Source organism: Candidatus Moranella endobia PCIT, assembly GCF_000219175.1.
Taxonomy (GTDB): domain Bacteria; phylum Pseudomonadota; class Gammaproteobacteria; order Enterobacterales; family Enterobacteriaceae; genus Moranella; species Moranella endobia.
Genome location: NC_015735.1, coordinates 53,391 through 77,305, shown reverse-complemented (window position 1 = coordinate 77,305; position 23,915 = coordinate 53,391). Strand labels below are relative to the sequence as shown.

Genomic DNA, 23,915 nt, shown 5'->3' with positions numbered 1-23,915 from the left:
ATGAGTGGATCTCACCTGAGCATGCTTATTATGGCTACCATTAATGTAGATGGTAAAGAATACGCGGTTAACGAATCTGATAATTTATTGGCAACTTGTCTATCTCTAGGTCTCGATATTCCTTACTTTTGCTGGCATCCTGCGCTTGGTAGCGTCGGTTCTTGTCGACAGTGCGCTGTCAAGCAATACCAAAACTCCGATGATACTAGGGGCAAATTGGTAATGTCCTGTATGGTTCCAGCCACTGATGGTCTTGTTATTTCTATCTTTGATGATGAAGCACAACAGTTCCGCAAAATGGTAGTAGAGTTGTTAATGATTAATCATCCGCATGATTGTCCCGTTTGTGCAGAGGGTGGTAACTGCCACTTGCAGGATATGACGGTTATGACCGGGCATAATTTTCGTCGCTACCGCTTTACTAAGCACACCCATCGCAATCAGTATTTGGGACCGTTTATTTCCCATGACATGAACCGTTGTATCACTTGCTACCGCTGCGTCCGCTACTATAAGGATTACGCCGACGGCGTCGATTTTGGCGTGTATGGTGTCCATGACAATGTTTATTTCGGCCGTCCTCATGAAGGAGTGCTGGAGAGTGAGTTCTCTGGTAATCTGGTGGAAATCTGCCCGACAGGAGTTTTTACCGACAAAACTCATTCTGAGCGCTATAACCGTAAATGGGATATGCAGTTTGCCCCCAGCATATGTCAACAGTGTAGTATTGGCTGTAACACCAGCCCTGGTGAACGATATGGAGAACTGCGACGAATTGAAAACCGCTATAATGGCAGCGTCAACCATTATTTTCTGTGTGATCGCGGACGTTTCGGCTACGGCTACGTCAATCTAACAAAACGTCCACGTCAACCACTGCAGCGGCGCGGCGACACCTGGATTGCGCTCAACGCCAACCAGGCAATGCATAGCGCCGCTGCTGCGCTGCGCCAGGCAAGCAAAATCATAGGGATCGGCTCTGCACGAGCAAGTATCGAAAGCAATTTCGCTCTGCGCGAACTAGTAGGTCCAGAGAATTTCTATAATGGTGTAGCAGGCGGTGAACACAACCAGTTGGAACTGATAATTAATGTTTTGCGCTATGGCGGCATCCGCACACCATCATTACGTGAAATAGAAAATTACGATGCGGTACTTGTGCTTGGGGAGGACTTGACTCAAACAGGAGCGCGCGCCGCACTGGCGGTACGTCAGGCCGTGAAAGGCAAGGCAAGGGAAATGGCCGCAGCTCAAAAATTTGCAGATTGGCAGATAGCCGCCATCAGTAATATCGGCCAAAATGCTAAGCATCCGCTGTTTGTTACTAATGTTGACAAAACTAGCCTGGATGATATTGCTACCTGGAGCTATTGCGCTCCGGTGGATGATCAGGCGCGGTTTGGTTTTGCTATCGCTCATGCGCTGGACGAAACGGCGCCTGCTGTAACTGGCTTGAATGCATGGCTCAAGCGCAAAATAAACTTGGTGGTGCTGGCGCTAGCCAGCGCACGCAAGCCGCTGATTATCTCTGGTAGCCATGCTGGAAGCGAAGCGGTGATCGCCGCTTCCGCTAATGTTGCCCGCGCCTTGAGAAGTATTGGTAAAGATGTTGGTATTAGCTTTATCGCCGCTAGCGCCAACAGCATGGGTCTAGCAATGATGGAAGGTGGTAGACTGGATGATGCTCTAAATGCCCTGGAGCAGGGTGCAGCGGATAGTGTTATCGTGCTGGAAAATGATCTTTATCGCCATGCGCCAGCTGCGAGCATCGAAGCGGCGTTAGCCAAAGTTAATAACCTTATTGTGTTGGATCACCAATATACTGCACTACACGATAAGGCACATCTTATCCTGTCTGCGGCTAGCTTTGCCGAAAGTGACGGTACACTAATTAATCAGGAAGGTCGCGCGCAGCGCTTCTTTCAGGTTTATGATCCTTCATACTATGATGATAAAGTAATCATACGGGAAAGTTGGCGCTGGCTACATTCGCTGCAATCGGCTTATCTAAACCGCCACCAGCTTGACTGGACGCAGCTGGACCATATTATCGATGCAGCGGCAAAGGCACTACCACAACTGGCTGGGATCAAGTCCGCTGCACCGGAAGCTAGCTTTCGCATTCATGGCCAGAAACTTGCGCGGGCGCCACACTGCTACAGCGGACGAACTGCTATGCTGGCCAATATTAATGTGCATGAACAGCGCGCACCACAGGATCATGATACCATGTTTTCCTTCTCCATGGAGGGTAACAATGCAACTAAAGCGCCCCGCCAACATGTGGCTTTTGCTTGGGCACCTGGCTGGAACTCACCACAGGCCTGGAACAAATTTCAGAATGAAGTAGGCGGTCATTTATGCCACGGTGACCCGGGAGTGAGGCTTTTTGAAGCTGGTGAGGTACTGCTGGACTACTTCAGTAATATTCCGGACGCTTTCACTCAGGCCGAGGACGGTAGTTGGCTGATTGCTCCCTATTGGCACCTATTCGGCAGTGATGAGACTTCGCAGCATTCTCCTGTGATCCAGGAACGGATGCCAATACCATATGTTATGTTGAACCCAGATGACGCTGCTAAAATAGGTGTTGACAGTGGTACGTTACTTGCATTCACCTGTGATGGTCTAGAATTACGTCTCCCGGTACGGTTTAGCAATCACCTAAGTCAGGGTCAAATTGGTTTACCGCTGGGATTGCCTGGTATTCCACCGATCCTTGCAGGACAGCACGTTTTTGATCTGCGGGTTGCTACACTATGAGTTGGATAAAGGTAGTATTCATTCTACTTACGGTAGTAACCTGTGGTACCTACATGAGCTTTATCGAAAGGCGTCTGTTAGGTTTATTTCAAAATCGCTATGGCCCTAATCGCGTTGGGTGGGGAGGTTCGTTACAGCTGTTAGCCGATGTATTGAAGATCATTTTTAAAGAGGACTGGATACCTCCGTTCGCCGACCGTGTTATTTTTATATTAGCACCAGTTATCGCTTTTACATCAATGCTAATTACCTTTGCTATTGTGCCAATTAGTCCAACCGTGGTAGTGGCCGATTTCAATATCGGCATACTATTCTTTTTGATGATGGCTGGGCTAGCAGTTTATGCTGTGCTATTTGCCGGCTGGTCGAGCAATAACAAATATTCCCTGTTAGGGGCTATGCGCGCCTCAGTGCAAACGCTAAGCTATGAAGTATTCCTTGGTCTGTCTATGATGGGCGTGGTAGCGCAGACTGGTTCTTTCAATCTGGGTGATATCGTTAATGCGCAGTCGCACCTGTGGAACGTGGTACCGCAATTCTGTGGTTTTATAACTTTTTCTTTGGCTAGTATCGCTGTATGTCATCGACATCCATTTGATCAGCCGGAAGCAGAGCAAGAGCTGGTTGCTGGTTACCACACCGAATACTCTGGGATGAAGTTTGGCATGTTCTTCATCGGCGAATATATCAGTATCGTCACTATTTCGTCACTGATGGTGACGCTGTTCTTTGGTGGTTGGCAGGGATCTTGGTTACCACCATTTCTCTGGTTCGTTGTAAAAACCATGTTCTTTATGGTGATGTTTACCCTGATACGCGCGGCTTTACCCCGTCCACGCTACGACCAGGTGATGGTACTAGGCTGGAAAATATGTCTACCGCTGACGCTACTTAACCTGTTAGCGACCGCAGCGATCATCTTGTATAATACGCCTTAATTAAGGGTTAGAGTAATAATGAAATTAAAAGATTTAGTGATTGGCTGTGGGACCACTCTGCGTAGCATCTGGATGATTGGAATGCAAGCTTTTAATAAACGTGAAACGCGCATGTACCCGGACGTACCAGTAAATACATCGTCCCGTTTCCGTGGTAGAATCGTGTTAACACGTGATCCTAACGGCGATGAGCGCTGCGTTGCTTGTAACTTGTGCGCGGTTGCTTGCCCGGTCGGCTGTATATCGCTGCAAAAAGCAGAAAACACAAACGGTCGCTGGTACCCACAATTCTTCCGTATTAACTTCTCCCGCTGTATTTTCTGCGGTCTTTGCGAAGAGGCTTGTCCAACCACTGCTATTCAACTAACCCCAGAGTTCGAGATGGGTGAATTCAAGCGACAGGATCTAGTGTATGAAAAAGACGATTTATTGATTTCGGGGCCTGGTAAATATCCAGAATACAATTTCTACCGCATGACTGGTATTGCGATCACTGGCAAAAACAAAGGCGAGGCGGAAAAAGAGACTAAACCGATTGACGTAAAAAACTTGCTACCTTAAGGATAGATACTGGCATGGAATTTGCATTTTATATTTCCGGCTTGGTGGCGGTGCTAGCTACTTTACGCGTGATAACTCATACCCAGCCGGTACATGCTCTTTTGTATTTAATTATTTCGCTAATGGCTATAGCTGGGGTATTTTTCTCATTAGGTGCCTACCTCGCCGGAGCTATGGAAATTATCGTTTATACTGGTGCTATAATGGTATTGTTTGTCTTCGTGGTAATGATGCTTAATGTAAGCGGCAGTCACGAAAAGAATAAATATGCCTTGCTGCTTCGTCCTCAGTTCTGGCTCGGACCGTCGATTTTGGCGCTGGTGCAGCTTGCAATATTGGTCCGTGCGCTGGCTGGCACCGGCAATCACGGCATCTTGGGTGAACTAATTACGACTAAAACCGTTAGCATTGAGCTATTCGGTCCATATGTTTTGGCTGTGGAACTTGCTTCCATGTTGCTATTAGCTGGGCTGGTAGTTGCGTTCCATCTGGGCCGCGAAGATCGAGGTAACTTGCCCCTATACCAGGTAACCAAGATTACCGAAGGGGAGGATCAAGTATGATCCCATTATCACACGGTCTCATTCTGGCTGCTATTTTGTTTGTACTCGGACTGACTGGCATGATTATTCGTCGTAATTTGCTATTTATGCTCTTGGGTCTGGAAATAGCAATCAACGCATCGGCACTGGCTTTTATTGTTGCCGGCAGCTATTTGGGTCAGGCAGACGGTCAGATAATGTATATTTTAGTGGTTACCTTGGCTGCCGTGGAGGCCAGCATCTGCCTAGCACTGCTGTTGCAATTGCACCTCAACCGTACCCTGGATATCGATACAGTTAGTGAGATGCACGGATGAACCTACTATATTTAACCATCTTATTTCCCCTGGTTGGTTTCCTGCTACTTGCTTTCTCTGGCGGTCGCTGGTCTGAAAACATGGTGGCAACAGTTGGTGTTAGCAGCGTTGGACTATCGGCGTTGGCTACAGTTTGGGTGGGATGGAATTTTTACAGTACGTTTGGCGAAGGAACAACTGTTTTTACCCAAACACTATGGCACTGGATTACTGTTGGTAATTTACCAATTTCCATCACCCTTAGTCTTGACTGTTTATCATTGACGATCCAGTCAGTCGTAACTGGCATCGGTTTTTTTATTCATCTTTACGCCTCTTGGTACATGCGTGGGGAAGATGGTTATTCTCGTTTTTTCGCCTATACCAATTTATTTATCGCCAGCATGCTGTTACTGGTACTTGCAGATAACTTGTTGCTGATGTATCTAGGTTGGGAAGTTGTTGGGCTTTGCAGCTATCTACTGATCGGCTTCTACTACACTGAATCAAAAAATGGCACCGCTGCGATGAAGGCTTTCATCATGACGCGAATAGGCGATTTGTTGCTAGCTTGCGCGTTATTTATCCTTTATAAACAGCTAGGAACACTAAATTTTAGTGATCTTATGGTACTGGCACCCAAAAAACTGGTGGAAGGCTCCTTAGCAATTAAGTGGGCAACTTTGCTGATCTTTTGCGGTGCGGTAGGGAAATCAGCGCAGCTGCCTCTACAAAACTGGCTGCTGGACGCCATGGCCGGTCCGACACCGGGATCTGCTTTGATCCATGCTGCTACCATGGTGAACGCTGGCGTATATCTTATTGCTCGTACCCATGGCTTGTTCTTACTAGCGCCAGAGGTGTTGTACATAGTGGGGATTATTGGTGCGATCACGCTTATGCTGGCAGGTTTAGCCGCTTTAGTGCAAACAGATATCAAACGTTTACTAGCCTATTCCACCATGAGCCAAATAGGTTACATGTTTCTCGCTCTTAGTGTGCAAGCATGGGAGGCGGCAATTCATCACTTAATAACCCACGCTTTATTCAAGTCACTATTATTCTTAGCCTCAGGTTCAGTGATCCTTGCCTGTCACCACGAGCAAAATATCTTCAAAATTGGGGGTTTGAAAAAGTCGATGCCGCTAGTCTATCTTTGCTGTTTGGTAGGTGGTGCAGCGCTATCAGCGATGCCAATTGTGACTGCAAGCTTCTACTCTAAGGATGCTATCCTATGGGGGACGTTAGCTAGTGGCCATAGTCTACTAATGCTAGCTGGTATGGTTGGGGCCTTCTTAACTTCAGTATATACATTCCGCATGATATTTATCGTATTTCACGGTGAGGCAAAGATCAATACCCAAGCTTGTAGTAGTATCAGTCATCATATGTCGCTGTTGGTACTGATGGTATGTTCTACCTTTATCGTAGCCTGGATTACGCCACCATTAGCAGGAGTCTTGCCAGCCAGCAAGTTTGATCATGAAGGTCACTTGGCGATGAAAATTGCTTCTAGCGTTGTTGTTATCATCGGTATTTACCTGGCTATGGCCCTATGGCTCGGTAAAAGCCGGCTTATACAGACCTTTGCCACCAGTTCAATAGGATGTTTATTAACCGTCTGGTGGTATAACCACTGGGGATTCGATCAGTTATATAATAGAATATTTGTTAACTCCTATATGAATATTGTGCGGCGGCTGGCGCGTGATCCGCTAGAAACTATTATTAATTTTCCAGCTCGGCTGCCACGCTGGATTGGACATAGCCTGACGGTAAGTGAAAATGGGCAGCTACGTTGGTATATAACATCGTTGTGTTTAGGAACTGTGTTCGTTGTGGGTATTTTGGTTGTTGTTTAAATATCCCACGTTTTACGTCTTCCCGCTAAGAGCGGCCGGTAGTTATAAACTATTTAACCGCCGATACTCGTAGCGAGTAATTGTATAATGAGGGACAAAAAACGCCATGCTATTACCTTGGCTAATTATTCTACCCTTTCTCGGCGGGCTACTATGTTGGCAATGCGAGCGTTTCGGTACCAGACTACCTCAGTGGATTGCCTTGATTACTATGGGGCTGACACTAATGCTTTCAGTGCTGTTATGGCGGCTGGGAGGATACATACCGGCTAAAGCCCAAGGGTTGCCGCAATGGCAGGTGGAGTATGTTATCCCATGGGTTCCACGATTTGGGATCAGCATACATCTTGCTTTGGACGGCCTATCGTTGCTGATGGTAGTAATGACCGGTTTGCTAGGGGTGTTAGCTATTCTCTGCTCCTGGCGGGAAATTCAGCTTGAAAATGGTGTCTTCTATCTTAATTTGCTGTGGATTTTGGGTGCTGTTATCGGCGTTTTGCTGGCCATTGATATGTTTCTCTTCTTTTTTTTCTGGGAAATGATGTTGGTACCAATGTGGTTTCTCATCTACCTATGGGGACATCACGCTTACGGTGGTAAGTCGCGTATGACTACGGTAACTAAATTTTTTATCTATACCCAGACCAGTGGTTTGTTCATGTTGGTAGCTATCCTTGGCCTGGTGTTGGTGCACTATAATGCTACTGGTGTCTGGACCTTTAATTATGAAGATCTTTTGTGTACTCCCATGTCGGAACGAATAGAGTATCTATTGATGCTAGGCTACTTTTTAGCCTTCGCGGTTAAAATGCCGGTAGTACCTCTGCACGGCTGGTTACCAGACGCCCACAGTCAGGCTCCTACTGCCGGTTCTGTAGACTTGACGGGTATTGTGTTGAAAACAGCAGCTTACGGTATGTTGCGTTTTAGTATACCATTATTTCCCCACGCTTCGCACCAGTTCGCTCCCATTGCCATGTTACTGGGTGTAGTGGGGATATTTTACGGCGCCTGGCTAGCATTCGCGCAAAACGACATCAAGCGTTTCGTGGCTTATACTAGCTTGTCCCACATGGGCTTGATGTTGATCGCCATATACAACGGTAACCAATTGTCCTATCAGGGTGCGGTAGTGCATATGATTGCACACGGTCTGTCGGCAACCGGCATGTTTATTGTTTGCGGCCAGCTGTATGAGCGCCTACATACCAGAGATATGCGGCATATGGGCGGTTTGTGGGGTCGACTTGGCTTAATTCCTGCACTCTCGCTATTCTTCGCCGTCGCAATGCTCGGTATGCCAGGCACAGGAAATTTTGTTGGTGAAATTAATATTTTATTCGGTAGTTTTTCTATAGTTCCTGTAATTACGTTGATTGCAACGTTTGGTCTAATATTTGCATCGATCTACTCACTTGTTATGATACAGCGTACGTACTACGGTCCGGTAACATATACCAAGCCGTTACCTGATATAACACTGCTTGAACGGTGGATTATGTTGTTACTCGTCTTACTATTAGTACTGCTTGGATTATTCCCGCAGCCAATTATGGATACCTCAGCTGCCACAATTAGTAATCTTCAACATTGGTTTGCCGTCAATGCCTGTTCCATTATGGCAACGAACAGGCTGTAATTAAATTAGCTATGACCATAACTGTTCAACAATTGATTGCATTATTACCGCTGTTAATCATTGGGTTAACGGTAGTAGTGGTGATGTTATGCATTGCTTGGCGACGCAAGCACTTTATCAATGTCATACTGACTACGCTCGGGCTTAGCATGGCGATGCTATCTCTGTGGTACGTGGTGCGTAATGGCCCGTTAGATGTGACGCCACTGATTCGTGTCGACGGTTTTGCTATATTTTATACGGGGCTTGTTTTGATGGTAAGCCTGGCGACTAGTACTCTTGCTTACGCTTGGCTTGCTGGGTATTCAGGTAACCGCGATGAGTTTTATCTACTATTACTTATTGCGACTATAGGCGGTATCCTACTTGCCTACGCCAATCATCTTACAACGTTATTCCTTGGTGCTGAACTGATGTCTATACCATTATTCGGCATGGTTGGATACACGTTCAAACAAAAAAAATCTCTGGAGGCCAGCATAAAATATGCGCTGTTGTCTTCGGCTGCTTCATCATTCCTGCTATTTGGGATGGCGCTAGTATATGTCAGTACCGGCCAACTTTCTTTTAATGGTATTGGTCAAGCGCTCAATGATGGCATGCTGACTCAGCCGATGCTGCTGACAGGTTTTGGCATGATGATCATTGGACTGGGCTTTAAGCTGTCACTGGTGCCTTTTCACTTGTGGACGCCGGATGTCTATCAGGGCGCGCCCGCACCAGTTGCAATCTTCCTAGCAACGTCCAATAAAATTGCAATTTTTGCTTCTGTTATGCGCTTCTTACTATACGCACCGTTGACAAATAACGCAGTGGTACGTTTTTTGTTAGCTGTTATTGCTTTCGCTTCCATGTTGTGCGGCAACATGATGGCCTTTAGCCAAAAAAATAATATTAAACGGGTACTTGGCTATGCTTCCGTGACCCATCTTGGTTATTTACTAGTGGGGTTAATGACATTGCAGTCCCATAAGCTGGCGTTTGAAACTGTTGGAATATATCTGGTAGGGTACATGTTAGCAAGCTTAGGGGCGTTCGGCGTTATTAGCCTGCGGTCTAGTCCATACTCCGGCCAGGATGTGGATTCGTTATATTATTACCGCGGTTTATTTTGGCATAAGCCGCTCTTGTCTTCGGTGTTGACGGTGATGATGTTATCGCTTGCGGGGATCCCAATGACATTAGGTTTTATCGACAAGTTCTACATTATTGTACTAGGAGTTAAAAGTCATCTAGGTTGGCTGACCGGTTCAATGATCGTCGGTAGTATCATTGGAATGATTTACTACTTGCGTATTGTAGTTATACTGTACCTATCTCCACCGAAAAACCGCAGAATAGATACATATTCCAATTGGGCGCTAACTGCAGGTGGTATTATGTTACTGCTATGCTCACTGTTAGTATTGCTTCTGGGGTTATATCCTCAGCCACTAATTACGCTAGTGCAGTTGGCACAGCCTTTGCTATGATGCTATAATCTTTCAACAGTTATGATGTTAGTTATCGTGCTCAAGAATAGCGGTCAGTTCGGCGCTGATATCATTCACATTGCGGGTACTGTCGAGCTGGTAATATCTTATCTTACCCTTATCTGCTTCTTGATGATAATAGTCAATTAGGGGTACGGTTTGTTGATAGTATTCCATCAAACGTTTATGAAGCGTGTACTTCTTATCATCTGTGCGGGTTGTCAATGGTTCGCCGGTTATATCATCCTTACCTTCTTGTTTAGGTGGGTTGAACTTAACGTGATAAATCCTGCCTGAAGGTACATGCACACGGCGACCAACGATGCGTTCAATAATAATTGAATCAGGTATTTCGAAGAAAAGTACATAATCCATTACTATACCCGCCTCTTTCAGAGCATAAGCCTGGGCCATGGTACGGGGAAAACCCTCTAGCACAAATCCATTACGATAATAGTTTTGTTTGATGCGTTCTGTGACAAGTGCGATCATCAGTTCATCGTTTATTAGTTTACCTGCATCCATGAGAACTTTGGCTTGCTTACCTAGTTCTGATTGCGCATCCACAGCGGTACGTAGTATATTACCGGTAGAAATTTGCGGAATACTGTACTTATCCATGATAAATTTTGCATGAGTGCCTTTGCCAGCACCTGGAGCGCCCAGTAACATGATACGCATCTTATCAATCCTCCTCTTCTTATCTAAATACAAGGATATTAAGATCAAACAGACTGTATATAGTACAATCAATTTGCTTAACATGCTGATGCGGTCAGCAGTCGTCATATTGTCTTTCGGTACTTTTATTAGTTAGTTGGTGCTGCGAATTTAGTTCAAATATAGTTTTTCCGGCATGGCCTGTTACGTCGTTATGTCATTAGTTCAACTATGTTTGATACGCTTGCGGCGATAACATTTGACATAATTAACAAAAAGCTCAAGCATTTGTTGTGCTATGTATAGCGATTGATCTGATTTACTGACGTCAATATAGTCAAGTCAATACAATTGACTCTGTCAGAGTAATATTTTTTTGCCCTGCAATCATAGATAGTTATACTGGTTGTATACTTGCTTCATCTAATTCGGCGTCAAATAATCTCTGCAGCATTTTAATATGCGCATCTGCCATAATTTTTCCCCTTGCCAGCATCAGCTTGTCTTCATAAATTGTTTTACCGCCATTCCATTGGTGTTTTATTGGCGAGCTCATCATCTTCCATAACTGTTAATATAACCGGCAAACCTATATCGGTGCTCAAAGCATCACGCAGTAATATTTGCGCTGTAACAGAATTTAGATGGTTATGCGAAGTTCGTAGGTGTAGACATATCTTACCTGGTGCCAACTCTTCTTTCCAGGAATTTAGGGCCAGCTGCTGCACTAGCTTGGGTATTACCAGTCGATGCACCTGTGCCGCCCAGGAATCGCGTTCCAGCAATTCTACTTCCAGACATAACGCTTGTTCCTGCTTCTTTTCATGTTCAAGCTTAGTACGCAATTTTTGCGTAGTCGTCACTGGAGCTGATTCAACGTTGGGATGTTGTTTGGCACGCCAGTGGTAAGTCACTGGTCTGTTAGCTTGTTGTTGCATCAATTTTTCCCCTTCTATCATCATCTGACACGGCGGGGTGCGTTCGCCTACTACTGCCAGTCGAGCTAGTTTGCTGATAGCTTGCTGGCAAGTGGGTTGTTCTGGGTGGGTGCATACTTTTTTTTTCTCCTGACTGCGTAGTAAGGCGGTGCGGGCATGTAATAGTTGCGTAGTTGTGTCCAGCAATGGGCGATCACCTGCTAGTGACAAATCAGGCGTATTATTCAAGTCGATGGCAGTATGCACCGGCTGCTGCATGACCATTTTATCTACGGTAGCTGCTGCTGCTAGTGGGGAAGATATATCACCTACTACTGGCAAAGCAGTATGATCAAATGTTAATGATTGTGCTGCTGCCGGTGGAACGCCAGCAATCGAATTATTCTCTGGTATAGCTATTTCAGCTTTATTGAAGCCATTAGCATTCTGCCTGATATAATAATCATCAGGTGTAGGAGGAATCCTAGTATGACAAGCGTGCCCCGCTGCTATTTTTTGTGGTTCTGAGCACAGTGAAACTGCGACCTGATCATCATCAGTGTTGGCAGCTAGGGGGGTGGTACTACTAGGTGTAACCATTAAGGAAGTGCTACCTGGGGATGTATCAGCGCTAAATTTATTAGTTTCACCCTGAGGGTGGGAAGTAAATACTTCCACTGTGGCTGGATGAAATGCTAGTGCACGCAAGAGGGTCATTTCAACCCCCATCCTCGGGTCTGGCGCAAAAGATAGCTCTTTACGCCCTATCAGTAGGGTTTGGTAATAAAGTTGTAAATCTTCTGGATGAAGGCGACTAGCCACTGTAATCAAACGAGATAATATTCCATGATCTTCCTCATCGTTAAATTTGTTGGGCAATATTTGCCACATTGCTAAACGGTGAAGCAATGAGAGAATGTCAATAAGCAGACCTTCCCAATTCATCCCGCGAGCTGCGTATTGCGCAATTTGCGCTAGCATGCCGCTACCGTCAGCATCTAGCAGCGCCTCTATAATAGCCAGCGGCTGCTCAGTGGTAAGTTTACCGAGCATGAGGCGGATTGCTTCAGTTCGTATCTCTCCTTGCCCCATGGCGATAGCTTGATCGGTCAGACTAAGTGCGTCACGCATACTACCATTAGCTGCGCGGGCTAGAAGTGACAGCGCACGTGGCTCTGCTGCAATCTGTTCTAGTTGCAAGACTTTCGTCAGTTGGATACATATTTGCTCAATGTCTAGCGCTTTTAAGTGAAATTGCAAACATCGTGACAGAATGGTTAACGGTACTTTCTGCGGTTCAGTTGTTGCTAGTAAAAATTTTACATGCGCTGGCGGTTCTTCCAGTGTGTTTAACAGCGCATTAAAGCTGTGACGGGAAAGCATATGTACCTCATCTATGAGGTATATTTTAAATCTTCCGCGTGCAGGTGCGTACTGGACATTATCTAGTAGCTCACGGGTATCTTCAACTTTGGTACGCGAGGCGGCATCGATTTCTATCAGATCAACGAAACGTCCCTGCTCAATTTCACGGCAATTATCGCATTGACCACAAGGTGAGGCAGTAATGCTTGTTGCGCAATTCATTCCTTTCGCCAGAATACGCGCGATAGTCGTTTTTCCCACGCCGCTGGTGCCAGATAAAAAATAGGCATGATGGAGCCTGCCTAATGACAGGCTGTTTGTTATCACCGTCAGAACATGCTCCTGACCTACTACATCTGAAATTTTTTTTGGTCGCCACTTACGGGCAAGTACGTGATAGCTCATTAATCGCAATTAAAGTAAGAAAACATGATTATGTTAACATATCCTAAACATATCCTAATTGAACCCTATGAAACCTAGCTGTGGCCAAGTTTTATCAACGTGGCGGTCATAATTTGTTAGCAGCAGCGCACGCAATTCCAGTACTAATTGTACGACAGATTTTAATGTCCAAGATACGTGTAGCAATAGCCAGCTAGCTGGTTAATTGGTTAAGGTTAATTACCTGTGGTCTCTAACCCATGAGAATTAGGATGATCGCCTGTACTACGGCCGTCATGAGAACCAGGGCGCGTTTTCGCGCCTGCTGAATTTGCTTGAGCCTGATTTTATGGCTGCTATGGAACGAACAATTGTAACAAAATACGTAACCGCGACGCCGGGCCAGTCAGTCAATATTATGACTGATAAAATCAATGTTATATTAATGCAGTATGCCAAAAATTGGGTAAGTAGCAGTTTTCTACTGGGAGCTTCAATATTGCAAGCTGTACCGTAATCCGACCACTAATTCTGTACTATTTTTACAAATTAATGCTGACATTCATAACAGAAAAAAGTGCTCCTTTGGTTGTGCTTGGTTACCTGTATCGGTGTTCCACACGTCTTACAAGGTTCGCGAGCCCGGCCGTAAACCTGCAGCTCTTTTATAAAATATCCTGGCTGACCATTAGGCTGTAGAAAATCTCTACTAGTAGTACCACCCTGCTCAATTGAGCGCATCAACACTTGTTTAATGCTATTCACTACAATTGCAACTTCTTCTGCACTTAATGAATGGGCTGATCTGCCTGGTAAGATACCAGCGACCAATAGTGATTCGTTCGCATAAATATTGCCGATACCGACCACAATTTTATTATCCATCAGTAACTGCTTAATCGGCGTGCGTTTATTACGCGACTTTGCATACAGCCATCGGCTATCGAACTGATCGCTCAGTGGTTCTGGTCCCAGGTGGACCAACATATGGCTGGTGAGTAGATTATCGCACCATAGCCAGGAACCAAAGCGCCGCGGATCGTTATAGCGGATGATACATCCATTGCTGATGACTAAATCGATATGATCGTGCTTTTCTAGCTGCTGCGGCTGGTGCAGAACCCGTAAACATCCTGACATACCAAGATGGATAATAATCCATGCTTGATCAAGTTCTAAGAGCAAATACTTCGCCCGCCGCTGTACGCTAAGCACATAACTATCCCGTAGTGCGATAATTTTTTTGTCTACTGGCCAACGTAGTTGCGCATTGCGTACTTCCGTTCGTAAAATAGCATGTCCAGTTATCCAAGGTGCAATCCCTCGGCGACAAGTTTCAACTTCCGGCAATTCTGGCATCTGCTACTAAGCTCAATATCAACAGGATTTCAGCACTGGAGGCTATTTATTATTTGATTTTTGCTTCTTTGTAAAGCACATACTGGCGCACAACAGGATCAAATTTTTTTAATTCCATCTTTTCAGCTTTATTGCGCTTGTTCTTTGTGGTGGTATAGAAGTGACCACTACCAGCAGAAGAAACCAGCTTAATATTTTCGCGAACACCCTTAGCCATGATTCAGTTCCTGGTTGTTATTTTAATGTTTCTTTAACTCTTCTCACTGCGAATAAGGATATTTGCTAAAACTAATTCGATGCCCTTCTTGTCGATTACACGCATACCTTTGGTAGATACGCGTAGCTTGATAAAACGTTTTTCGCGCGCCATCCAAAAACGGTGATAATGCAGATTCGGCAGAAAACGGCGTTTGGTAGCATTCATTGCATGGGAGCGATTGTTGCCACTAACCGGTTGCTTGCCAGTAACTTGGCATACTCTGGACATATCTATGTTCTCCGTTCTCCAAAACAATTAACTCAGCTCGAGCTGTAATATAGTTGGTAACCGCCTATTATAGCTAATTTATGCTCGCAAATTTTTATTTCGTAGTGTCTTCCAAAAGATATAATATGCAAATGTTGTTCATCTAAAAAGCTACGCCTAACATTTAAACATTAAATAGTAGCATACATAATATTTGCGGAAAAAGAAACCATTGGTCACAGCGCCTATGCATCCCACCAACGATAAAGATCTGGTTATGGGACCTTTACCAGCTATTTGTAGCTGCTACATTTGTTGTTTATGGGTGGTTTAACATCATAAACAAACGAATATGTGCTATATTTCGCTGCTAACAGCCGATTACATTGTTGATTACAGTGACATAATAAATTATTGTAATTGATTTTGTACTGTTCATCAGCAATAGCAAGATGATAACAATTGTTTTCGCCATGTTACAGTCCATTTTACTTGGTTATGGAGGAGCAGTAGTCTGATATTATTTATGATTGTATGCTATAGGTAGACATCTTAACCAAAGCTAATTTTTATTTCTTCTTACTTTGCAGAATATATTATGAACAACATCGACGTTAAGATACTTGATCGACGATTTGGCGATTGTTTTCCGCTTCCTGCTTACGCTACCAGAGGATCTGCTGGTCTTGATTTACGTGCTTGTATCGATGAACCGTTGGTACTAGCACCAGGAGAGACTCACCTTCTGCCGACTGGGCTAGCAATTCACATTGCCGATCCCAATCTGGCAGCAGTGATTATGCCGCGTTCCGGTCTGGGTCATAAGCACGGTATTGTCCTGGGAAATATGATTGGACTGATTGATTCGGACTACCAAGGACCATTAATGGTATCAGTATGGAATCGCGGCCAAGAAATTTTTATCGTTGAACCAGGGGATCGAATAGCACAAATGGTCTTTATACCAATTGTGCAGGCTACATTTAACTTAGTTAACTCCTTCATTAATATCAGCGAACGTAACGAAAGTGGCTTTGGCCACTCTGGTCGACAATAGTAACTCACAATTTGGACTGTGGTATATCCACATTATGGATAGTGATTGTTCAGGTAGTGATGATCATCAAAGAACCAAAAAATACTAAAAGCAACAACTGCGCAGAAATGCTTCTGCGGTGGTTGTTAACGCCACTTTCCAATAAAAACTCGCATGTTATTTTTTTGACAGTATTGTAGAATTTATCTAATTTAGGCTACTTGTTGATTAATTTTCAATCAGAAAGCTGATAAATAGACTAGGCATCGATGGCTTCTGACGAAGATCATGGTTGCTTAGTTTTTGTTACCATTGCTATTGCCGGCTTTTTGGTGAGCAATTGTTATAATTGCCGATTATTGATCAGTATGATTATCTGCCACCGCTAGTATGCGAGGTTAAATAATGAAAAAATAAGCCAAATATCTGAGGAGCATCAGAATATCAAGCTGCGTCTGTTGGAACGTGATGATCTACATTTTATTCATCAGCTTAATAATAATGATGATGCGCTACTGGGTTGAAGAGTCATACGAAGCCTATGTTGAGTTAACAGATCTGTACCAGAAAAATATTCATAATATGAGCGAGCGGCGGTTCATTCTTGATAAGCAAGGCATTACCATTGGCCTGGTAGATATCGATTATATCCATAGGCCCATAGGCGCGCCAAATTTTCTATTCTTGCGCCAGAGAGAGCACCAAGGTAAAAAGGCTATGCTAGTGTTTCCAAGGCGCACCTCCTAGCGCTACATTTCGGTTTTATGGTACTAAATCTGCATAAGCTGTATTTTATTGTTGATGAAGATAACATGAGCAATCCATATCTATACCAAAATGGGTTTTAAGCGAGAAGGGGTTTTACTGAATGAATTTTTATTCATTGCCATACCACAATACTATAAGTCTAAGAATGTGCCTATTCCAGCACTAATGTCAAAAACAACAGCGCGATGATGAAACACAGTTTAGCCTTGCTGCTGCTTGCCAGCCTTATTGGGTCAGTCTTTTACCAGTCGGCACAAGCAGCTCTTGCGGAGCAATGTTCTGTTGGTTTTTTGGACGATAATAAACTTATAGCAAATGGCGATCTTAATAAGCAGCCAGTGCAACAGGCAAAACCAGCTACAACGCATGAACAAAAACATGCAATGTTTAGTAATAACTCTGAAATTCAGCAGAGAAAAATGACGCTAACTGCCAATGAATTACAGCTGACACAGAGGCGCTTAGATCAAAATAAAACGCCTCTGTGTACCATTACTGCTACCGGCAATGTCAATTATGCGAGCAATGAGATTAAACTGCATGGTACCAAAGCTTGGTTTAATCTCAATAACAAAGATATCGATGTCAATCATGGTTATTACTATATGGTTGGTCGACCAGGCCGTGGCGACGCGGCTGCAATGAAACGACGTGGTAATCGCTACACGATATTAGAAAACGGCAGTTTTACCTCCTGTATAAAAGGAGACAATAGCTGGAGTTTGGTTAGTTCAGAGTTTATTCATGACAAACATTGGCAATGTGCCAAGATTTGGAACGCTCGCTTCAAAATTGGTAAAGTACCGGTATTCTACAGTCCTTATTTACAAATACCAGTAGGTGACAAACGTCGTTCCGGATTGATGATTCCCCATGCTAAATACGGCAGTCATCATGGCTTGGAGTTCAGCACGCCCTACTACCTGAATCTGGCGCCCAACTACGACGCTACAATAACTCCTAAATACCTGAGTAAACGTGGTATCCAGATGCAGACCGAGTTACGCTACCTAACTATTTGGGGAAAGGGGCTGTTTGAATTTGACTGGCTGCCCAAAGAACGGTTTTACCGTAGTGATAACGCTAGTGATGATCATCACCGCAACCGCTGGTTGCTTCATTGGCATCACAACGGGGTCCAGGATAAAGTTTGGCGTTTAAACGTCGATTACACCAAAGTTAGCGACTACAATTATTTCGATGATCTTGATTCAAAGTATGGTAGTACCACCGATGGTTACGCCATACAAAAATTTAGTTTAGGCTATACCAAGGAAAATTTGGACGCCGCACTATCTTATAAGCAGTTTCAGTTGTTTGACAAAAGCAGCGCTGCCTACAACGCAGCGCCCCAGTTAGATTTGACTTACTATAAACACGACCTTGGTCCTTTTAACCTAAAAGTATTCAGTCAGGCAGCAAAATTTACCAACCTCAACCAATACTATCCCGAATCCTACCGATTGCATATCGAGCCCACGCTCAACCTGCCAATCACCAACAGTTGGGGGAAGCTGAGTACCGAAACTAAGCTGATGGCTACCCATTATTATCAGGAAAATATAGATGATTATAACAAAAATATTTCTACTGGTCGCCATTTGAAGGGGGTTATCAACCGCGTTTTGCCGCAGTTCAAAACAGATGGTTCGCTGGTGTTTGAGCGCAATATGAATTACGCGCCAAAGTACATGCAAACGCTGGAGATGCGACTGCAGTACCTATATGTCCCTTATCGTTACCAAAACGATATTGGTGTTTATGACTCCACAATCCTTCAAACCAACTACTACGGCATGTTCAGTGATCGTACCTACAGTGGCCTTGACCGTATTTCTTCTGCCAACCAATTGATGAATAGCTTTACTACCAGAATTTATGACGCGCAATATGCAGAACGGTTAAACGCCTCCGTTAGTAAAATTTATTACTTCTCACCGCCAAGTACTGGTGATATCACCAGTACTTGGAATAATATTGGCAGCTGGGTATGGGCGGGAGATAGCTCCTGGCGTATCAGTAACCAGTGGGGAGTACGCGGTAACTTACAATATGAATCATGTCTAAACCGCTTTACGCTTGGCCATGCGGTGTTAGAGTATAAGTGTAACAATAATCGTATACTACAGCTAAACTACCGTTACGTAAGTAAGCAATATCTTGAAAAGTTATGTTCAGGTATTAGCCATAACGGCTATACACAAGGCATTTCGCAAGTTGGAGTCATTGGCATTTGGCCGCTTGTTAAGCGATTGTCGATTGTCGGAGCATATTATCACGATCATAATACCAACCAGCCAACTAATCAACTTATCAGCCTGCAATATAATAACTGCTGCTGGGCGATAAATATGAACTATGAGCGGAAGATCACCGGCTGGAATACTACAAATAGTGCAAGTAATTATGATAATAAGGTATCATTTAAAATTGAACTGCGTGGTTTGAACAGTAATTCTGGCCTAGTTAAAAACCAGATGCTGATATCGGGTATGTTACCCAATCCAATCAGCGAAATGTAGCGGCTTTTTATTAAATATTAAACTTCATCCACCTTAACAACTCATCTAATAATATATCAGTTGTGAAACATTATAACACGTTGATCCTAGTCCTAGCTTTTGGTGCCAATAGCACCCTTGCTATGTCACAGGTCATTGATCAAGTTGCAGTCGTAGTAGACAACGGTATAGTAATTGAAAGCGATGTTAACAGTATGTTGGCTGCGGTAATGCGCGGCGCTCAGAAATTTAATCAATCTTTGCCGGCATATGCAACGCTGCGCCGCCAAGTTTGTGACCAGTTGATTATGGATAACATCATGTTTCAGCTTGCCCAGCGCGCTAACCTCACTATCAGCAATGAACAGCTAGATCAGAATTTCGATAATATCTCTGCCAATAACCACATGACTAACGATCAACTGCGCCGTCACTTAGTCTATGATGGCATCGACTACAATACTTACCGGATGAAAATTTATAAAAATATGCTATTTTGCGAATTGCGTAATAGCAAAGTTCTGCGGCGAATAGCCATTGCGCCGCAGGAAGTGAACGTGCTTGTGCCGCAGATCGCTTATCAAACTGGTAACAGCGCAGAATTCAATCTGAGTCAGATTCTGATTCCACTGCCAGAAAACCCAACATATGATCAGCTAAATAAAGCGACAGCTCTGGCCAATTATTTAGTAAAACTAAGTAAGAGCAGAGCAATATTCACCAAGTTGGCGATAACTGACTCAGCTGACCAACAGCCTATTAAAGTAGGTAAGATGGGCTGGAAAAAGCTCGAAGAGCTACCATCACTGTTTGTGACACGTTTGCAACAAGGCACTCAGAAAGAACATATTATCGACACAATTCATTCCGGCGTTGGTTTTCATATCTTGAAAGTGAAAGACATACGCGGATGCCATCAAACAATAACTGAAATAGAAGTTAATCTGCGTCACATTCTATTGCACACCTCTATGGTGATAACCGATCAACAAGTAAGTTTCACGCTTGATGATATAGCGTCGAAAATCAAGAGCGGCCATATTGGCTTCAACACTGCTGCTAAACAGCTTTCTGAGGACCCGTTTTCCTCGCCTCAGGGAGGTAATCTTGGCTGGAGTTCCACCTTGGCATTAGACCCTGATTTCCGCGCGGCGCTGCGGCAGCTAAAAATAAATGAAGTCAGCACGCCAGTGCATTCGTCTTTTGGCTGGCATCTGCTTCAATTGATCGACATACGTAAGGTAGTCCGTACCAACGTCGCCCAGCAAGACCAATCTTATCGGCTGCAGTTTAACTGCCGGTTTGCTGAAGAGTCGCAAACCTGGATGCAAGAAAAGCGTGCATTAGCCTATGTTAAAATTATCGATAAATATGAATGATCAGCAACGTATTGTAATTACCCCCGGTGAACCAGCCGGGATTGGTACCGATCTAATAGTGGCGCTAGCTCAGCATGCTTGGCCGGTAGAATTAGTGATTTGCGCCGATCCAACGCTACTAGCGGCGCGGGCGCGGCAGCTCAACATGTTACTGCGGCTACACCAATATCTTCCAGATGAGCCGGCTACACCTCGGCCTGCAGGGGAACTAACGGTGCTTGCCATCAAGGCGCCCGCGCCGGTTATTGCCGGCGAACTCAATGCTGACAATAGTAATTATGTGATAGCAACTCTAGCCCGCGCCTGCGATGGCTGCCTTGGCGGCGAGTTCGCAGCGCTGCTCACTGGTCCGGTGCATAAGGGTATCATTAACGATTGTGGTCTGTCGTTCAGTAGCCATACCGAATATTTTGCCGAACGCTGCAGCCGCGAGCGCGTGGTTATGATGTTAGTGACCGAGTCACTGCGTGTTGCTTTGATGACCACACACTTGCCGTTACTGGCGGTGTCGAGTGCAATTACCAGCTCTTCCCTGGCCGCAGTTATTAAGATTATAGTCAATGATCTTCAGCAAAAATTTGGCATCGCTCAGCCGTGCATCTATGTTTGTGGGCTGAACCCTCACGCCGGCGAAGGCGGCCATCTTGGACGGGAAGAAATCGAGGTGATAACACCTACCCTGGATGCATTGCGCACTCAACATTATAATATAGTCGGTCCTTTACCTGCCGACACTATATTTCAACCAAAATATTTGCAACAGGCGGATACTGTGCTCGCAATGTATCACGATCAGGGTCTGCCTGTGTTGAAGTATCAGGGATGCGGCAGAGCTGTTAATATTACGCTAGGGCTTCCATTTATTCGTACCTCCGTTGCTCATGGTACTGCCATTGAGCTAGCTGGATCGGGACATGCGGATGCTAGCAGCATAAAATCAGCTCTTAATCTAACTATCAAACTAATAAAATAATGAATAACCGTATCTATTATCAGGGGCATCTAACTCGTAAACGTTTCGGTCAGCACTTTCTGCACGATATCTTGATTATTGATGCTATTGTTGCCGCCATTTGTCCTGAGCCAGGCCAGGCAATAGTTGAGATAGGCCCTGGCCTGGGCGCTCTGACCAAGCCGGTAGCACAGCATATCGATAGTATGACAGTTATAGAGCTTGACCGTGATTTGATCGCCCGTTTGGACCAACATCCTTCTTTACATACTAAGCTCAATATCCTGCAGCAGGACGTGATGAAGGTAGATTTCGGTGCTCTGGCCACCAAACTTGGTCGGCAGCTGCGGGTATTCGGCAATCTGCCCTACAATATTTCTACGCAGCTTATTTTTCGACTATTCAGCTATACTTATGCCATTTTTGATATGCACTTCATGCTACAAAAAGAGGTAGTTAAACGTATGATTGCTGGCCCGAATAGTAAGGCTTACGGCAGGTTGAGCGTAATAGCCCAGTACTACTGTAATATTATCCCAGTGCTGGAAGTACCGCCGATTGCCTTCTGTCCGGTGCCGAAAGTTTATTCGACATTGGTCCGGTTGGTACCGTATGATAAGCTACCATTCCCAATCCGGGATGTGAGAAAACTATCTCTCTTGACCAGCTTAGCATTTAATCAGCGCCGTAAGACACTACGTAATAGCTTGGGTAAGCTTTTTAGTACACAACAGTTGGAGGAACAAGGTATCGACACAACTATGCGTGCGGAAAATGTAAGTGTTGAACATTATTATAGGTTGGCTAATCTGCTGGCGGCGCGCCATTGTTAAACACAAGAAGTGAGGTCAAAATCGCATCTTGCCAATATTTTGTTGCCCAAATCTAGGTGTTCACTTCCGTTAATCAGGATTTTTAAAATGAGTAAACAGATTGTATTTAGTGGCGCACAACCTTCAGGAGAATTGACCATTGGTAACTATATTGGTGCGTTGCGTCAGTGGATTAGTATGCAGGATGATTATGATTGCATTTATTGTATTGTTGACCTGCATGCCATCACCTCTCTTCAAGATACTCAGAAGTTGCGTAAAGCAACGCTTGACTGTCTAGCGCTTTATTTAGCTTGCGGTATTGATCCGTCTAGAAGTATAGTGTTCATTCAGTCGCACGTACCAGAGCATAGCCAACTTGGTTGGTTATTGAATTGTTATACTTATTTTGGTGAACTGAATCGGATGAACCAGTTTAAGGATAAATCTGCTCGCAACACTGCCAACATTAACGTTGGACTGTTTGATTATCCAGTGCTAATGGCTGCCGATATTCTGCTTTATCAGACAAATTATGTACCGGTTGGTGCAGATCAGAAACAGCATGTAGAGCTAAGCCGAGATATTGCCAAGCGTTTCAATATTCTTTATGGCGACATTTTTACTATGCCTGATCCTTTTATTCCTAAATCTGGCGCAAGAGTGATGTCATTACTAAATCCAACTAAAAAGATGTCTAAATCAGATGATAACCGCAGTAATGTTATTACTCTACTAGAAGATCCTAAATCTGTTGGCAAGAAATTAAAGCGTGCGGTAACCGATACCGACAAACCATCGATCATATATTACGATCAAGTAGCTAAACCAGGTATTTCCAATTTACTGGATATTCTATCTGGCGTAACGTGCATACCGTTGGCTGAGCTAGAACAGGAGTTTGTCGGCAAAATGTATTGTCATCTCAAAATGGCGGTAGCTGATGCGGTATCAGAAATGCTAGCCTCGTTACAGAACCGCTACCATGCGCTACGCACTGAAGAATCATATCTAATTCGCGTATTAGGCGATGGAGCAGAAAAAGCCAGCGCTCAGGCCAGCGTAACCTTAGATAAGGTACATGAAGCATTGGGTTTTGTTTCCAAAAAATAATGCTTTTTTTTTAAACCACAATTAACTAAACATTATGTTTAAGTCGCTGCAGTTATACCGCAGCGACATGTTTAAAGACGTTGGCAAGAAAAGAATAAATTATGAACAATTTATCAACAAAATTTTGTTG

The 23,915-nt window shown here is 44.3% G+C and carries 20 protein-coding genes and 1 pseudogene; 15 read left to right on the top strand and 6 right to left on the bottom strand.

What is annotated here, in order from left to right:
* The first annotated feature begins 30 nt into the window (after window positions 1–30).
* From nuoG to nuoN, 8 genes are all read left to right on the top strand, one after another.
* Window positions 31–2,763 carry an NADH-quinone oxidoreductase subunit NuoG gene (gene nuoG, locus MEPCIT_RS00350; protein WP_013975481.1) on the top strand — a complete coding sequence of 911 codons (2,733 nt, stop codon included), beginning with the start codon at window positions 31–33 and terminating at the stop codon, window positions 2,761–2,763.
* Window positions 2,760–3,701 carry an NADH-quinone oxidoreductase subunit NuoH gene (nuoH, locus tag MEPCIT_RS00345; RefSeq protein ID WP_013975480.1) on the top strand — a complete coding sequence of 314 codons (942 nt, stop codon included), beginning with the start codon at window positions 2,760–2,762 and terminating at the stop codon, window positions 3,699–3,701. The genes nuoG and nuoH overlap by 4 nt, the downstream gene beginning before the upstream one ends.
* A gap of 18 nt (window positions 3,702–3,719) precedes the next feature.
* On the top strand, window positions 3,720–4,262 hold the full coding sequence (gene nuoI, locus MEPCIT_RS00340; protein ID WP_013975479.1) for an NADH-quinone oxidoreductase subunit NuoI: 543 nt from the start codon (window positions 3,720–3,722) through the stop codon (window positions 4,260–4,262).
* A gap of 14 nt (window positions 4,263–4,276) precedes the next feature.
* A complete protein-coding gene (gene nuoJ / locus MEPCIT_RS00335) occupies window positions 4,277–4,825 on the top strand; it encodes an NADH-quinone oxidoreductase subunit J (RefSeq protein WP_013975478.1) in 549 nt (182 codons plus the stop codon).
* A complete protein-coding gene (nuoK, locus tag MEPCIT_RS00330) occupies window positions 4,822–5,121 on the top strand; it encodes an NADH-quinone oxidoreductase subunit NuoK (RefSeq protein ID WP_013975477.1) in 300 nt (99 codons plus the stop codon). The genes nuoJ and nuoK overlap by 4 nt, the downstream gene beginning before the upstream one ends.
* The gene (gene nuoL, locus MEPCIT_RS00325; RefSeq protein WP_013975476.1) at window positions 5,118–6,962 is read left to right on the top strand and encodes an NADH-quinone oxidoreductase subunit L; all 1,845 of its coding nucleotides are present in this window, start codon (window positions 5,118–5,120) and stop codon (window positions 6,960–6,962) included. Before nuoK ends, nuoL begins: the two co-directional genes overlap by 4 nt.
* Window positions 6,963–7,068: 106 nt before the next feature.
* A complete protein-coding gene (nuoM, locus tag MEPCIT_RS00320) occupies window positions 7,069–8,601 on the top strand; it encodes an NADH-quinone oxidoreductase subunit M (protein WP_013975475.1) in 1,533 nt (510 codons plus the stop codon).
* Between the two features lie 11 nt (window positions 8,602–8,612).
* Window positions 8,613–10,073: an NADH-quinone oxidoreductase subunit NuoN gene (nuoN, locus tag MEPCIT_RS00315; protein WP_013975474.1), complete on the top strand. Its 1,461-nt coding sequence runs from the start codon at window positions 8,613–8,615 to the stop codon at window positions 10,071–10,073.
* 27 nt (window positions 10,074–10,100) lie between these two features.
* Here nuoN and adk read toward each other — a convergent pair whose 3' ends face one another.
* The 6 genes from adk to rpmB form a co-directional block, all read right to left on the bottom strand.
* Window positions 10,101–10,754, bottom strand: a complete 654-nt coding sequence (adk, locus tag MEPCIT_RS00310) for an adenylate kinase (RefSeq protein WP_013975473.1) — start codon at window positions 10,752–10,754, stop codon at window positions 10,101–10,103.
* Window positions 10,755–11,130: 376 nt separating this feature from the next.
* On the bottom strand, window positions 11,131–11,289 hold the full coding sequence (locus MEPCIT_RS02525; RefSeq protein WP_158305765.1) for a DNA polymerase III subunit gamma/tau C-terminal domain-containing protein: 159 nt from the start codon (window positions 11,287–11,289) through the stop codon (window positions 11,131–11,133).
* A complete protein-coding gene (gene dnaX / locus MEPCIT_RS02370; RefSeq protein ID WP_013975472.1) occupies window positions 11,252–13,420 on the bottom strand; it encodes a DNA polymerase III subunit gamma/tau in 2,169 nt (722 codons plus the stop codon). The genes MEPCIT_RS02525 and dnaX overlap by 38 nt, the downstream gene beginning before the upstream one ends.
* A 528-nt stretch (window positions 13,421–13,948) precedes the next feature.
* Window positions 13,949–14,758: a bifunctional DNA-formamidopyrimidine glycosylase/DNA-(apurinic or apyrimidinic site) lyase gene (mutM, locus tag MEPCIT_RS00300; RefSeq protein WP_013975471.1), complete on the bottom strand. Its 810-nt coding sequence runs from the start codon at window positions 14,756–14,758 to the stop codon at window positions 13,949–13,951.
* Window positions 14,759–14,807: 49 nt separating this feature from the next.
* Complete coding sequence (gene rpmG / locus MEPCIT_RS00295; protein ID WP_013975470.1) at window positions 14,808–14,975, bottom strand: 50S ribosomal protein L33; 168 nt, start codon at window positions 14,973–14,975, stop codon at window positions 14,808–14,810.
* A 33-nt stretch (window positions 14,976–15,008) separates the two neighbouring features.
* A complete protein-coding gene (gene rpmB, locus MEPCIT_RS00290) occupies window positions 15,009–15,245 on the bottom strand; it encodes a 50S ribosomal protein L28 (RefSeq protein WP_013975469.1) in 237 nt (78 codons plus the stop codon).
* Window positions 15,246–15,819: 574 nt separating this feature from the next.
* Here rpmB and dut point away from each other — a divergent pair.
* The 7 genes and pseudogenes from dut (at window position 15,820) to trpS (ending at window position 23,785) form a co-directional block, all read left to right on the top strand.
* Entirely contained in the window at window positions 15,820–16,281 is a 462-nt protein-coding gene (gene dut, locus MEPCIT_RS00285) for a dUTP diphosphatase (RefSeq protein ID WP_193352877.1), read from the top strand.
* A gap of 401 nt (window positions 16,282–16,682) precedes the next feature.
* Window positions 16,683–17,194, top strand: a pseudogene (locus tag MEPCIT_RS02390) (GNAT family N-acetyltransferase).
* A gap of 22 nt (window positions 17,195–17,216) precedes the next feature.
* Window positions 17,217–19,550, top strand: coding sequence for an LPS assembly protein LptD (gene lptD / locus MEPCIT_RS00275; protein ID WP_193352873.1), 2,334 nt, complete (start codon window positions 17,217–17,219; stop codon window positions 19,548–19,550).
* A 62-nt stretch (window positions 19,551–19,612) separates the two neighbouring features.
* A complete protein-coding gene (surA, locus tag MEPCIT_RS00270; RefSeq protein ID WP_013975466.1) occupies window positions 19,613–20,908 on the top strand; it encodes a peptidylprolyl isomerase SurA in 1,296 nt (431 codons plus the stop codon).
* Window positions 20,901–21,881, top strand: coding sequence for a 4-hydroxythreonine-4-phosphate dehydrogenase PdxA (pdxA, locus tag MEPCIT_RS00265; protein WP_013975465.1), 981 nt, complete (start codon window positions 20,901–20,903; stop codon window positions 21,879–21,881). Before surA ends, pdxA begins: the two co-directional genes overlap by 8 nt.
* Entirely contained in the window at window positions 21,881–22,693 is an 813-nt protein-coding gene (gene rsmA, locus MEPCIT_RS00260) for a 16S rRNA (adenine(1518)-N(6)/adenine(1519)-N(6))-dimethyltransferase RsmA (protein WP_013975464.1), read from the top strand. Before pdxA ends, rsmA begins: the two co-directional genes overlap by 1 nt.
* An 87-nt stretch (window positions 22,694–22,780) precedes the next feature.
* Complete coding sequence (gene trpS, locus MEPCIT_RS00255) at window positions 22,781–23,785, top strand: tryptophan--tRNA ligase (protein ID WP_013975463.1); 1,005 nt, start codon at window positions 22,781–22,783, stop codon at window positions 23,783–23,785.
* The last annotated feature ends 130 nt before the right edge of the window (window positions 23,786–23,915 follow it).